The organism is Enterobacter sp. E14S, from assembly GCF_055666685.1.
The window spans coordinates 90,412-103,420 of record NZ_JBVODQ010000012.1 but is presented as its reverse complement, the minus strand read 5'-3'; the positions used below and the strand labels follow the sequence as shown (position 1 = coordinate 103,420).

Below are 13,009 nucleotides of genomic sequence, written 5' to 3'. Positions count from 1 at the left end.
ATGTATATAGCGCCGCGAGGAGTGTAGTCGCAGATGGCAAAACAAAAAAAAACGTGGCTTCTTTTCCTGGCTGGGCTTCGGTGAAAAAGAGCAAGAAACAGAACAGAAAACCGAAGAGCAACAAGCCGTTGAAGAGCAGTCGCAGCCTGAAACGCCTGTAGAAACCGCCGCGGTTGTCGAAGCGGAAGAAACGGCGCACAGCAAAGAAGAGATTGAATCCTTTGCTGAAGAAGTGGTTGAGGTTACGGAACAGGTTCAGGAGAGCGAGAAGCCAGAGCCGGTTGTCATTGAGGCCCTTGCCGAAGCGCCGCAGGCCGTTATCGAACACGAAGAGCTGCCGCTGCCGGAAGAGGTGAAAGCCGAAGAGGTGTCTGCCGAGGAGTGGCAGGCCGAAGCGGAAACCGTTGAAATCGTTGAGGCGGTGGAAGAAGAAGCGGCACTCGAGCCAGAGCTGACCGATGAAGAGCTGGAAGCCCAGGCGCTGGCGGCAGAAGCCGCGGAAGAAGCGGTCATCGTCGTGCCGGTAGAAGAGCAGGCCGAAGAAGAGAGCGTCCAGGAGCAGGAAAAACCGACCAAAGAAGGTTTCTTCGCGCGCCTGAAGCGCAGCCTGCTCAAAACCAAAGAAAACTTAGGTTCCGGATTTATCAGTCTGTTCCGCGGCAAGAAGATCGACGACGATCTCTTCGAAGAGCTGGAAGAACAGCTGCTGATTGCGGACGTCGGCGTGGAAACCACCCGTAAGATCATCGCCAATCTGACCGAAGGGGCGAGCCGCAAACAGCTGCGCGACGCCGAAGCGCTGTACGGCCTGCTGAAAGACGAGATGGGTGAAATTCTCGCAAAAGTTGACGAACCGCTTAATATTGAAGGCAAAACGCCATTTGTTATTCTGATGGTTGGCGTGAACGGCGTGGGTAAAACCACCACCATCGGCAAGCTGGCGCGTCAGTTCGAGCAGCAGGGCAAATCGGTGATGCTGGCGGCGGGCGATACCTTCCGCGCGGCTGCGGTTGAGCAGCTGCAGGTTTGGGGCCAGCGCAACAACATTCCGGTGATTGCCCAGCATACCGGCGCGGATTCTGCGTCCGTGATCTTCGATGCCATCCAGGCGGCGAAGGCGCGCAACGTGGACGTGCTGATTGCCGATACCGCAGGGCGTTTGCAGAACAAATCGCACCTGATGGAAGAGTTGAAGAAAATCGTTCGCGTCATGAAGAAGCTGGACGAAGACGCGCCGCATGAAATTATGCTGACCATTGATGCCAGCACCGGACAGAACGCCATCAGCCAGGCGAAGCTGTTCAATGAAGCGGTAGGACTGACGGGGATCGCGCTGACCAAGCTGGACGGCACCGCGAAAGGCGGGGTGATCTTCTCCGTGGCCGATCAGTTCGGCATCCCTATCCGCTACATCGGTGTGGGCGAGCGTATTGAGGATTTGCGTCCGTTTAAAGCGGACGACTTTATTGAGGCATTATTTGCCCGAGAGGACTAACAATGATTCGCTTTGAACACGTCAGCAAGGCCTATCTCGGTGGGAGACAAGCGCTGCAGGGGGTAACATTCCACCTGCAGCCGGGCGAGATGGCATTCCTGACCGGCCATTCCGGCGCGGGGAAAAGTACCCTGCTCAAGCTTATCTGTGGGATCGAGCGGCCAAGCGCCGGGAAAATCTTTTTCGGCGGCCATGAGATCAGCCGCCTGAAAAACCGCGAAGTGCCGTTCCTGCGTCGGCAGATCGGCATGATTTTCCAGGATCACCACCTGCTGATGGATCGCACCGTTTTCGATAACGTGGCCATTCCGCTGATTATTGCCGGCGCCAGCTATGACGATATCCGCCGCCGCGTTTCTGCGGCGCTGGATAAGGTCGGGCTGCTGGACAAAGCGAAGAACTTCCCGATCCAGCTCTCCGGCGGTGAGCAGCAGCGCGTGGGCATCGCCCGCGCGGTGGTGAACAAGCCTGCCGTACTGCTGGCGGATGAACCAACCGGTAACCTGGACGATGCCCTGTCAGAAGGGATTTTGCGTCTGTTTGAGGAATTCAACCGCGTAGGAGTCACCGTATTGATGGCCACGCACGACATCGGGCTCATTTCCCGTCGTTCGTACCGCATGCTGACCCTGAGCGACGGGCATTTGCACGGAGGCCACGGTGAATAAGCGTGATGCAATAAACCAGATTCGGCAGTTCGGAAACCGGTTTGACCGTTTCCGTAAGCCGCAGGGCGGTGGTGACGGCAATCGTAATGCGCCGAAGCGCCAGAAGGCCGCGCCAAAACCGGCCTCCCGTAAAACCAACGTGTTTAACGAGCAGGTGCGCTACGCCTTCCACGGCGCGCTGCAGGACCTGAAAAGCAAACCGCTGGCGACGTTCCTGACGGTGATGGTGATCGCCATCTCCCTGACGCTGCCAAGCGTCTGCTATATGGTCTATAAAAACGTCAACCAGGCGGCCTCACAGTATTATCCGTCTCCGCAGATCACGGTCTATATGGATAAAGCGCTCGACGATAACGCCGCGGCACAGGTGGTCGGGCAAATCCAGGCCGAGCAGGGCGTGGAGAAGGTCAACTATCTCTCCCGTGAAGACGCGCTGGGCGAGTTCCGTAACTGGTCTGGTTTTGGCGGCGCGCTGGATATGCTCGAAGAGAACCCGCTGCCCGCCGTGGCGGTGGTGATCCCGAAGCTGGATTTCCAGGGGACCGATTCGCTTAACACCCTGCGCGATCGCATCACGCGCATTAAGGGCATTGATGAAGTGCGCATGGACGACAGCTGGTTTGCGCGCCTTGCTGCCCTGACCGGGCTGGTAGGACGCGTCGCGGCGATGATTGGCGTGCTGATGGTGGCGGCGGTCTTCCTCGTCATCGGTAACAGCGTGCGCCTGAGCATCTTTGCCCGTCGCGATACCATTAACGTGCAGAAACTGATTGGTGCGACGGATGGGTTCATCCTCCGACCGTTCCTTTACGGTGGCGCATTGCTCGGTTTTTCCGGTGCATTTCTTTCACTGATATTGTCAGAAATTTTGGTGATGCGGCTCTCTTCTGCCGTGACTGAAGTGGCGCAGGTTTTCGGAACGAAGTTTGATATCAGTGGCTTAGGCTTCGATGAGTGCCTGTTGCTGCTGCTGGTTTGTTCGATGATTGGGTGGGTGGCAGCCTGGCTGGCAACCGTTCAACATTTACGTCACTTTACTCCCGACTAATAAAAGCGTGATATAATCTTTCCCTGCACCGAGATGCTCGCTCTGCAGGGAAAGCGTCCCTGTTGTCGCTTCCCCTGTTATCATCTTCATGTCACAATTTGTGCGTAATTTATTCACCGTTGCACCTGGAACTTGTGGATAAAATCACTGTCTGATAAAAGAGTGAATGCTAATCTCGTTGCTCAAACGCTTTGGCATGGTTGTTGCCTGACGGGGACGACCAGGACCAGAAGAAACATTGAGAGGAATGAATGACCAAAGAAATGCAAACTTTAGCTTTAGCCCCTGTTGGTAACCTGGAATCTTATATCCGGGCTGCGAACACCTGGCCGATGTTAACGGCCGAGGAAGAAAAGGAGCTTGCTGAAAAGCTGCATTACCAGGGCGATCTGGAAGCAGCGAAAAAGCTGATCCTGTCTCACCTGCGCTTTGTTGTTCACATTGCTCGTAACTATGCGGGCTATGGCCTGCCGCAGGCGGACTTGATTCAGGAAGGTAACATCGGCCTGATGAAGGCTGTGCGTCGCTTTAACCCGGAAGTGGGTGTGCGACTCGTCTCCTTCGCTGTACACTGGATCAAAGCAGAAATTCATGAATACGTGCTGCGCAACTGGCGTATCGTGAAAGTCGCCACGACAAAAGCGCAGCGCAAACTGTTCTTTAACCTGCGTAAAACCAAGCAGCGTCTGGGCTGGTTCAACCAGGATGAAGTGGAAATGGTGGCGCGCGAGCTGGGCGTAACCAGCAAAGACGTGCGTGAGATGGAATCCCGTATGGCCGCGCAGGACATGACTTTTGATATGTCCTCCGACGACGACGCATCTGACAGCCAGCCGATGGCACCGGTTCTGTATCTGCAGGATAAAACCTCTAACTTTGCTGACGGCATCGAAGAGGATAACTGGGAAGATCAGGCCGCGAACAAGCTGACCCATGCGATGGAAGGCCTCGACGAACGTAGCCAGGATATTATTCGCGCCCGCTGGCTGGACGAAGACAACAAGTCCACGCTGCAGGAGCTGGCCGACCGCTACGGCGTTTCTGCGGAACGTGTCCGCCAGCTTGAAAAGAACGCCATGAAAAAACTTCGCGCCGCTATCGAAGCGTAATTTCCGCGAAGTACACCGAGAACCCTCGAATGCAAATTCGGGGGTTTTGTTTTTTTAGCGCCCGCTCTGGCGAATTCCCTCCCCCTGGCAAACACTTACTGATGCGCTAAGCAGGCGACTTTCTCAGGGGGACAGGGTGAAAAATAACGAACTGAACGACCGGCGTTTACAGGCCACGCCGCGCGGCATCGGCGTGATGTGTAACTTCTATGCCGAAAAAGCTGAAAACGCCACGGTGTGGGACGTGGAAGGCAACGAGTACATCGACTTCGCCGCCGGGATCGCGGTGCTGAATACCGGCCATCGCCATCCAAAAGTCATTTCCGCTATTGAAAAACAGCTCCACGCGTTTACCCATACGGCGTACCAGATTGTGCCGTACGAAGGCTATGTGGCGCTTGCCGAGCGCATCAACCAGCGCGTGCCCGTTGACGGTCCGGCCAAAACCGCGTTCTTCTCCACGGGGGCAGAGGCGGTCGAAAACGCGGTCAAAATTGCCCGGGCGTACACTAAACGTCCCGGCCTAATCACCTTCGGCGGCGCGTTCCACGGCCGCACCTTTATGACCATGGCGCTGACCGGCAAAGTTGCGCCGTACAAGCTCGGCTTTGGCCCGTTCCCCGGTTCGGTGTATCACGCGCAGTATCCGAATGAACTGCACGGCGTCAGCACGGCGGAAGCGTTGAAAAGCCTGGAACGCATCTTTAAAGCGGATATCGCACCCGACCAGGTCGCGGCCATTATTCTCGAACCGGTTCAGGGAGAGGGCGGTTTCAACATTGCGCCAGCTGATTTTATGCAGGCGCTGCGCGCCCTGTGCGACACCCACGGTATTTTGCTGATTGCCGACGAGGTGCAAAGCGGCTTCGCCCGTACCGGCAAGCTGTTCTCGATGGAACACCACTGCGTGAAGCCCGATCTGATCACCATGGCGAAAAGCCTGGCGGGCGGGATGCCGCTTTCGGCGGTTTCTGGCCGTGCGGAGGTGATGGACGCCCCTGCACCGGGCGGGCTGGGCGGTACCTACGCCGGAAACCCGCTGGCGATTGCGGCGGCCCATGCCGTGCTCGACGTGATTGATGAAGAGGATCTCTGCACGCGCTCGGCGCATCTTGGCCATCACCTGGTGGAAGTGCTGAACAAGGCGAAAGAACACTGCCCGTATATCGCTGACATTCGCGCGCAGGGATCGATGGTGGCGGTGGAGTTTAACGACCCGCAAACGGGTCAGCCTTCGCCGGAATTTACCCGCCAGGTGCAGGATCGCGCGTTGCAGGAAGGGCTGCTGCTGCTGAGCTGCGGCGTCTACGGCAACGTCATTCGTTTCCTGTATCCGCTGACTATTCCTGAAGCGCAATTCCGTAAAGCGCTGGACATTATCTCCGCGTCGCTGACACGTTAAAGCCATATGCCCGGCGAAAATCCCTGCCGGGCTTATCATATATTCATTTCAAATTAGCTATTCCAAAATCATAAAAATCGGGTATGTTTTAGCAGAGTATGCTGAAAAAGCGCGGACAGCACACCTATAACTGACATAAAGCGCTGCACAACAACATCACAACAATCGTAATAACCATAATAATGGGGAATCTCAGGATGAACATGAAGGGTAAAGCGTTACTGGCAGGATGTATCGCGTTGGCATTCAGCACCATGGCACAGGCAGACATCAAGGTGGCTGTGGTTGGCGCAATGTCCGGTCCGGTAGCACAGTACGGCGACCAGGAATTTACCGGCGCTGAGCAGGCGGTTGCAGACATTAATGCTAAGGGCGGTATCAAAGGCGAAAAACTGCAGATCGTAAAATATGATGATGCCTGTGACCCGAAACAAGCGGTCGCGGTCGCGAACAAAGTGGTGAACGACGGGATCAAATACGTTATCGGTCACCTGTGCTCTTCCTCTACTCAGCCAGCGTCTGACATCTACGAAGACGAAGGTATTCTGATGATCACCCCGGCAGCGACCGCACCGGAGCTCACCGCGCGCGGCTACAAGCTGACCCTGCGCACTACCGGCCTGGACTCTGACCAGGGCCCAACCGCGGCGAAATACATCGTTGAAAAAGTGAAGCCGAAGCGCATTGCCATCGTTCATGACAAGCAGCAGTACGGTGAAGGTCTGGCACGTTCAGTGCAGGATAACCTCAAGAAAGCGAATGCCGACGTGGTGTTCTTCGACGGGATCACCGCCGGTGAGAAAGACTTCTCCACCCTGGTGGCGCGTCTGAAGAAAGAGAATATTGATTTCGTTTACTACGGTGGCTACCACCCGGAAATGGGCCAGATCCTGCGCCAGGCGCGCGCTGCGGGCCTGAAAACCCAGTTTATGGGGCCGGAAGGCGTAGCGAACGTGTCCCTGTCTAACATTGCGGGTGAATCAGCCGAAGGCCTGCTGGTAACTAAACCGAAGAACTACGACCAGGTCCCTGCGAACAAACCTATCGTAGATGCCATCAAGGCGAAGAAACAGGATCCAAGCGGCGCGTTCGTCTGGACCACCTATGCGGCGCTGCAGTCCCTGCAGGCGGGCCTGAACCAGTCAGCCGATCCGGCTGAGATTGCCACCTGGCTGAAAGCGAACACGGTCCAGACCGTCATGGGGCCACTCTCCTGGGACGCGAAGGGCGACCTGAAGGGCTTTGAGTTCGGCGTGTTTGACTGGCATGCTAACGGCACGGCGACAGACGCCAAATAAGACTGGTGCGGGTTGATGCCCTCACCCTAACCCTCTCCCACAGGGAGAGGGGACCGCTCGGTGTTCTCCCTCTCCCCGTGGGAGAGGGCCGGGGTGAGGGCATCAGGCCGCACAGATCAGGCCGCACAAATCAACTCTGGCGCTTCTCCCACCCGCTCTCCTGCGCCGTAAACCCTAACGCCTGCATAAACGCCGCCATCACGCCGCGGTCTTCCACGCCCACGTCAGCCATCCACCATGAGGTCACGCTCGGGTTTTCGCGGATCACTTCTTCAATTAAATACTGTCCCACACCGCGACGACGGGTGACGTCACGCACGCGCAGCGAGTCCAGCGCCCCTTCCGTACCGCTCAGGGTTACGCGAACCGCAGCCAGCAGACGTTCGTTAAAACGCGCGGCATAAATGCGGTGGGTCTCATCAACGCGCAGCGACGAAGGGGAATATTCCGGCCAGATCTTGCCCAGGTCGATATGATCCTGGTCGCTAAAGGTCACCAGACGCACGATAGTCAGTTTCATTAGCCACTTGTCCAAATCAGATTGAGTAGGGGCAGTGTACTCAATTTATTCACTCAGCGGCTTCCTCTTTTTATTCTCATTAACCAGGTGATTAGTTTTTTGGCAACGCGTTGGGCAGTTTGAAAACACATGGATCGAAAAATAAGCAGAATTTTAACCTGAACGGTAGTGATTTATTCGGCGCTTTGTACCGTTATTTTATGCTGCAAACTGCACTTTTATTTGTTTATCTCTGCCTGATTTCAGAATATTATCTTTGCTTAATAGCCTGAAAAATAGAGATTTTAGTCTGGTTTTTGACAAAAAACTGCGCTAAACCATTAAAGGCACTGGTAAAAATAGCGTTGTTCATTAAAAGTACAGAATGCTTTTTAACCATAATAAAACAAAATATAAACACGACATCACGAATGGGGATTCAGAGATGAAAAGGAACGCGAAGACGTTAATCGCGGGGATGGTCGCACTGTCGATCTCGCATACCGCTATGGCGGACGACATTAAGGTTGCGGTCGTGGGCGCGATGTCCGGCCCTGTTGCCCAGTGGGGTGACATGGAGTTCAACGGCGCGCGCCAGGCCATTAAAGACATCAACGCCAAGGGCGGCATCAAGGGCGATAAGCTGGTGGGCGTGGAATATGACGATGCCTGCGATCCGAAACAGGCCGTCGCGGTCGCCAACAAAATCGTCAACGACGGTATCCAGTATGTGATCGGCCACCTGTGTTCATCCTCCACCCAGCCTGCGTCTGATATCTACGAAGACGAAGGCATTCTGATGATCACCCCAGGCGCAACGAATCCGGAACTGACCCAGCGCGGCTATCAGCACATCATGCGTACCGCCGGTCTGGACTCCTCGCAGGGCCCCACCGCCGCCAAATACATCCTCGAGACCGTTAAGCCACAGCGCATTGCCATTATTCATGACAAACAGCAGTACGGCGAAGGCCTGGCGCGCTCCGTGCAGGACGGCCTGAAAAAAGGCGGCGCGAGCATCGTCTTCTTCGACGGCATTACCGCAGGCGAGAAAGATTTCTCCGCGCTGATCGCCCGTCTGCAAAAAGAGAACATCGACTTCGTTTACTACGGCGGCTACTACCCGGAGATGGGCCAGATGCTGCGTCAGGCGCGCGCCACCGGTCTGAAAACCCAGTTTATGGGGCCAGAGGGCGTGGGCAACGCCTCCCTGTCGAACATCGCGGGGGATTCTGCTGAAGGCATGCTGGTCACGATGCCAAAACGCTATGACCAGGATCCGGCCAACAAGGCTATCGTGGATGCGCTCAAGGCGCAGAAGAAAGATCCGAGTGGTCCGTACGTCTGGATCACCTATGCAGCCGTACAGTCTCTGGCCACCGCGCTGGATCGCTCCGGCAGCAAAGAGCCGCTGGATCTGGTGAAAGATTTAAAAGCACACGGGGCGAACACCGTGATTGGGCCGCTGAACTGGGATGAGAAAGGCGATCTGAAGGGATTTGAGTTTGGTGTCTTTAAGTGGCACGCCGACGGTTCGTCCTCGGCCGCCAAATAATTATCCCACCGCCCGGCATGACGGGCGGGTATAAAAAGGTTTGCATATGTCCGAGCAGTTTCTCTATTTCCTGCAGCAGATGTTTAACGGCGTTACGCTGGGAAGCACCTACGCGCTGATCGCCATCGGCTATACGATGGTTTACGGCATTATCGGCATGATCAACTTCGCCCACGGCGAGGTGTACATGATCGGTAGCTACGTCTCCTTTATGATCATTGCCGCCCTGATGATGATGGGCATAGACAGCAGCTGGCTGCTGGTCGCCGCCGGGTTTGTCGGCGCGATTGTGATAGCCAGCGCCTACGGCTGGAGCATTGAGCGCGTGGCCTACCGGCCGGTGCGCAGCTCCAAGCGCCTGATTGCGCTGATCTCCGCGATCGGTATGTCCATCTTCCTGCAAAACTACGTCAGCCTGACCGAAGGCTCGCGCGACGTGGCGCTGCCAAGCCTGTTTAACGGCCAGTGGATTGTGGGGGCCAGCGAAAACTTCGCGGCCTCTATCACCACCATGCAGCTGGTTATCTGGGTCGTGACCTTTATTGCGATGCTCGCCCTGACGCTGTTCATCCGCTACTCGCGTATGGGACGCGCCTGCCGCGCCTGCGCGGAAGACCTGAAGATGGCGAGCCTGCTCGGCATCAACACCGACCGCGTGATTGCCCTGACCTTCGTGATTGGCGCCGCGATGGCGGCGGTGGCGGGTGTCCTGCTCGGCCAGTTCTACGGCGTGATCAACCCGTACATCGGCTTCATGGCCGGGATGAAAGCCTTCACCGCGGCGGTTCTGGGCGGTATCGGCAGTATTCCGGGCGCGATGATCGGTGGCCTGATCCTGGGCGTGGCGGAAGCGCTCTCCTCGGCGTACCTGAGCACGGAGTATAAAGACGTGGTGTCGTTTGCCCTGCTGATTCTGGTTCTGCTGGTGATGCCTACCGGTATTCTGGGCCGTCCGGAGGTAGAGAAAGTATGAAACCGATGCATTTTGCAATGGCGCTGCTCTCTGCCGCCATGTTCTTCGTGCTGGCGGGCGTCTTTATGGGCGTCCAGTTAGGTCTTGACGGCACGAAGCTGGTGGTGGATACCGCCCCCGACATCCGCTGGCAGTGGGTGTTTATCGGCACCGCCGTGGTGTTCCTGTTCCAGCTGCTGCGTCCGCTGTTCCAGAAGACGCTGAAAAACGTCTCCGGGCCGAAATTCGTCCTGCCGGCAATCGACGGTTCTACCGTTAAGCAGAAGCTGTTCCTCGTGGCGCTGCTGGTGGCCGCCGTGGCGTGGCCGTTTGTGGTGTCTCGCGGCACCGTGGATATCGCCACCCTGACTATGATCTACGTGATTCTCGGCCTCGGTCTGAACGTGGTTGTGGGGCTCTCGGGCCTGCTGGTGCTGGGTTACGGCGGCTTCTACGCCATCGGCGCCTATACCTTCGCGCTGCTGAACCACTATTACGGTCTCGGCTTCTGGACCTGCCTGCCGCTGGCGGGGCTGGTCTCTGCCGCGGCGGGCTTCCTGCTTGGCTTCCCGGTGCTGCGCCTGCGCGGTGACTACCTGGCGATTGTGACCTTAGGCTTCGGCGAAATCGTCCGTATCCTGCTGCTTAACAACACCGAAGTGACCGGCGGCCCGAACGGCATCAGCCAGATCCCGAAACCGACCTTCTTCGGCCTGGAGTTCAGCCGTACCGCCCGCGAAGGCGGCTGGGATACCTTCAGTAACTTCTTTGGCATCAAGTACGACCCATCCGACCGCGTGATCTGGCTCTATCTGGTGGCCCTGCTGCTGGTGGTGATTACCCTGTTCGTGATCAACCGTCTGCTGCGCATGCCGTTGGGCCGCGCGTGGGAAGCGCTGCGTGAAGATGAGATCGCCTGCCGCTCCCTGGGCCTGAACCCGACCCGCATCAAGCTGACCGCGTTCACCATCAGCGCCGCGTTTGCCGGTTTCGCCGGAACGCTGTTTGCCGCGCGTCAGGGCTTCGTCAGCCCGGAATCGTTCACCTTTGCCGAATCCGCCTTTGTGCTGGCAATTGTGGTGCTCGGCGGGATGGGCTCGCAGTTTGCCGTTATCCTCGCGGCCATCCTGCTGGTGGTCTCGCGCGAGCTGATGCGCGACTTTAACGAATACAGCATGCTGATGCTGGGTGGTTTGATGGTGCTGATGATGATCTGGCGTCCGCAGGGTCTGCTGCCGATGACCCGTCCACAGCTGAAGCTGAAGAACGGGCAAGCGAAAGGAGAGCAGGCATGAGTCAGCCATTATTATCCGTTAACGGCCTGATGATGCGTTTTGGCGGCCTGCTGGCGGTCAACAACGTGAATCTGGATCTGCACAAGAAAGAGATTGTCTCGCTGATTGGTCCGAACGGCGCGGGGAAAACCACGGTCTTTAACTGCCTGACCGGCTTCTACAAGCCAACGGGCGGCACCATCATGCTGCGCGATCAGCACCTGGAAGGGCTACCGGGCCAGCAGATTGCCCGCATGGGCGTGGTGCGTACCTTCCAGCACGTGCGTCTGTTCCGCGAGATGACGGTGATTGAGAACCTGCTGGTGGCACAGCATCAGCAGCTAAAAACCGGGCTGTTCTCCGGCCTGCTGAAAACCCCGGCCTTCCGCCGCGCGCAGGATGAAGCGCTTGATCGCGCCGCCACCTGGCTCGACCGAATTGGCCTGCTGCAGCACGCCAACCGTCAGGCGAGCAACCTGGCCTACGGTGACCAGCGTCGCCTGGAAATCGTGCGCTGCATGGTGACGCAGCCGGAAATCCTGATGCTCGACGAACCGGCGGCAGGGCTCAACCCGAAAGAGACCAAAGAGCTGGACGAGCTGATTGCCGAGCTGCGCGACAGTCACGACACCACCATCCTGCTGATTGAGCACGACATGAAGCTGGTGATGGGCATTTCGGACCGTATCTACGTGGTAAACCAGGGCACGCCGCTGGCAAACGGCACGCCGGAAGAGATCCGCAACAACCCGGATGTGATCCGCGCATACCTTGGTGAGGCATAAGATGGAAAAAGCGATGTTAACGTTCGACAAGGTCAACGCGCACTACGGCAAGATCCAGGCGCTGCACGACGTCAGCCTGCATATCAATCAGGGGGAAATCGTGACCCTGATTGGCGCCAACGGCGCGGGCAAAACCACGCTGCTCGGCACCCTGTGCGGCGACCCGCGCGCCACCAGCGGGCGGATTGTGTTCGATGGTAAAGACATTACCGACTGGCAGACCGCCAGAATCATGCGCGAGGCGGTGGCGATTGTTCCGGAAGGGCGCCGCGTCTTCTCCCGCATGACGGTGGAAGAGAACCTGGCGATGGGCGGGTTCTTCGCTCACCGCGATGAATACCAGACCCGCATCAAGTGGGTGTACGAACTCTTCCCGCGCCTGTGGGAGCGCCGCATCCAGCGTGCGGGCACCATGTCCGGCGGTGAGCAGCAGATGCTGGCGATTGGCCGCGCGCTGATGAGCCAGCCGCGCCTGCTGCTGCTGGACGAACCGTCGCTCGGCCTTGCGCCGATCATCATTCAGCAGATTTTCGACACCATTGAGCAGCTGCGTAAAGAGGGGATGACCATCTTCCTCGTCGAGCAGAACGCCAACCAGGCGCTGAAGCTGGCCGACCGTGGCTACGTGCTGGAGAACGGCCGCGTGGTGCTGGAGGATACCGGCGACGCGCTGCTGGCGAACGAGGCGGTGCGGAGCGCTTACCTGGGCGGATAGGTAAAAGCAAAAAGGCAACGCAAGTTGCCTTTTTTAATGTTTTCTTCCTGTCCCCGTGGGAGAGGGCACCAGACCGCACCCAAACCACACCCCCAACCCCTTTCACACAACCATCATCCCCCTGACGCCTGGCTGTCACTTATCTGTAAACAAACAGTTATTTTTCTGTAATTCGAGCATGTCATGTTACCTCGCGAGCATAAAACGCG

Annotated in this window: 12 protein-coding genes; 11 read left to right on the top strand and 1 reads right to left on the bottom strand. The window is 57.3% G+C overall.

Annotated features, from left to right (window positions below):
* Positions 1-70 precede the first annotated feature (70 nt).
* From ftsY to livJ, 6 genes are all read left to right on the top strand, one after another.
* Entirely contained in the window at positions 71-1,495 is a 1,425-nt protein-coding gene (gene ftsY, locus ACZ6J2_RS19570; protein WP_471726492.1) for a signal recognition particle-docking protein FtsY, read from the top strand.
* Positions 1,496-1,497: 2 nt separating this feature from the next.
* On the top strand, positions 1,498-2,163 hold the full coding sequence (gene ftsE, locus ACZ6J2_RS19565) for a cell division ATP-binding protein FtsE (RefSeq protein ID WP_025758973.1): 666 nt from the start codon (positions 1,498-1,500) through the stop codon (positions 2,161-2,163).
* A complete protein-coding gene (gene ftsX / locus ACZ6J2_RS19560) occupies positions 2,156-3,211 on the top strand; it encodes a permease-like cell division protein FtsX (protein ID WP_032662628.1) in 1,056 nt (351 codons plus the stop codon). Before ftsE ends, ftsX begins: the two co-directional genes overlap by 8 nt.
* A 251-nt stretch (positions 3,212-3,462) precedes the next feature.
* Positions 3,463-4,320: an RNA polymerase sigma factor RpoH gene (rpoH, locus tag ACZ6J2_RS19555; protein WP_115876938.1), complete on the top strand. Its 858-nt coding sequence runs from the start codon at positions 3,463-3,465 to the stop codon at positions 4,318-4,320.
* A 136-nt stretch (positions 4,321-4,456) separates the two neighbouring features.
* On the top strand, positions 4,457-5,722 hold the full coding sequence (locus ACZ6J2_RS19550; RefSeq protein ID WP_471726473.1) for a 4-aminobutyrate--2-oxoglutarate transaminase: 1,266 nt from the start codon (positions 4,457-4,459) through the stop codon (positions 5,720-5,722).
* 197 nt (positions 5,723-5,919) lie between these two features.
* Positions 5,920-7,020 (top strand): branched chain amino acid ABC transporter substrate-binding protein LivJ, encoded by a 1,101-nt coding sequence (gene livJ / locus ACZ6J2_RS19545; protein WP_074147346.1) that lies wholly within the window; start codon positions 5,920-5,922, stop codon positions 7,018-7,020.
* A gap of 130 nt (positions 7,021-7,150) precedes the next feature.
* On the opposite strand, the gene panM is transcribed toward livJ, so the two are convergent.
* Complete coding sequence (gene panM / locus ACZ6J2_RS19540) at positions 7,151-7,540, bottom strand: aspartate 1-decarboxylase autocleavage activator PanM (protein WP_047345615.1); 390 nt, start codon at positions 7,538-7,540, stop codon at positions 7,151-7,153.
* A gap of 424 nt (positions 7,541-7,964) precedes the next feature.
* On the opposite strand from panM, the gene livK reads away from it, so the two are divergent.
* Genes livK through livF form a run of 5 tightly spaced genes read left to right on the top strand, consistent with a single transcriptional unit; the run spans position 7,965 to position 12,800 of the window.
* On the top strand, positions 7,965-9,074 hold the full coding sequence (gene livK, locus ACZ6J2_RS19535) for a high-affinity branched-chain amino acid ABC transporter substrate-binding protein LivK (RefSeq protein ID WP_471726472.1): 1,110 nt from the start codon (positions 7,965-7,967) through the stop codon (positions 9,072-9,074).
* A gap of 46 nt (positions 9,075-9,120) precedes the next feature.
* Positions 9,121-10,047, top strand: a complete 927-nt coding sequence (gene livH / locus ACZ6J2_RS19530; protein WP_008500099.1) for a high-affinity branched-chain amino acid ABC transporter permease LivH — start codon at positions 9,121-9,123, stop codon at positions 10,045-10,047.
* Positions 10,044-11,321 (top strand): branched chain amino acid ABC transporter permease LivM, encoded by a 1,278-nt coding sequence (gene livM / locus ACZ6J2_RS19525; protein WP_063145307.1) that lies wholly within the window; start codon positions 10,044-10,046, stop codon positions 11,319-11,321. The genes livH and livM overlap by 4 nt, the downstream gene beginning before the upstream one ends.
* A complete protein-coding gene (gene livG / locus ACZ6J2_RS19520) occupies positions 11,318-12,085 on the top strand; it encodes a high-affinity branched-chain amino acid ABC transporter ATP-binding protein LivG (RefSeq protein WP_023310024.1) in 768 nt (255 codons plus the stop codon). The genes livM and livG overlap by 4 nt, the downstream gene beginning before the upstream one ends.
* A gap of 1 nt (position 12,086) precedes the next feature.
* Positions 12,087-12,800 carry a high-affinity branched-chain amino acid ABC transporter ATP-binding protein LivF gene (livF, locus tag ACZ6J2_RS19515; RefSeq protein ID WP_008500102.1) on the top strand — a complete coding sequence of 238 codons (714 nt, stop codon included), beginning with the start codon at positions 12,087-12,089 and terminating at the stop codon, positions 12,798-12,800.
* Positions 12,801-13,009 lie beyond the last annotated feature (209 nt).

Coding starts and splice junctions, on each gene's coding strand:
- ftsE (WP_025758973.1), top strand. CDS start 1,498: ATGATTCGCTTTGAACACGTCAGCAAGGCCTATCTCGGTGGGAGACAA.
- rpoH (WP_115876938.1), top strand. CDS start 3,463: ATGACCAAAGAAATGCAAACTTTAGCTTTAGCCCCTGTTGGTAACCTG.
- livJ (WP_074147346.1), top strand. CDS start 5,920: ATGAACATGAAGGGTAAAGCGTTACTGGCAGGATGTATCGCGTTGGCA.
- panM (WP_047345615.1), bottom strand. CDS start 7,540: ATGAAACTGACTATCGTGCGTCTGGTGACCTTTAGCGACCAGGATCAT.
- livK (WP_471726472.1), top strand. CDS start 7,965: ATGAAAAGGAACGCGAAGACGTTAATCGCGGGGATGGTCGCACTGTCG.
- livH (WP_008500099.1), top strand. CDS start 9,121: ATGTCCGAGCAGTTTCTCTATTTCCTGCAGCAGATGTTTAACGGCGTT.
- livM (WP_063145307.1), top strand. CDS start 10,044: ATGAAACCGATGCATTTTGCAATGGCGCTGCTCTCTGCCGCCATGTTC.
- livG (WP_023310024.1), top strand. CDS start 11,318: ATGAGTCAGCCATTATTATCCGTTAACGGCCTGATGATGCGTTTTGGC.
- livF (WP_008500102.1), top strand. CDS start 12,087: ATGGAAAAAGCGATGTTAACGTTCGACAAGGTCAACGCGCACTACGGC.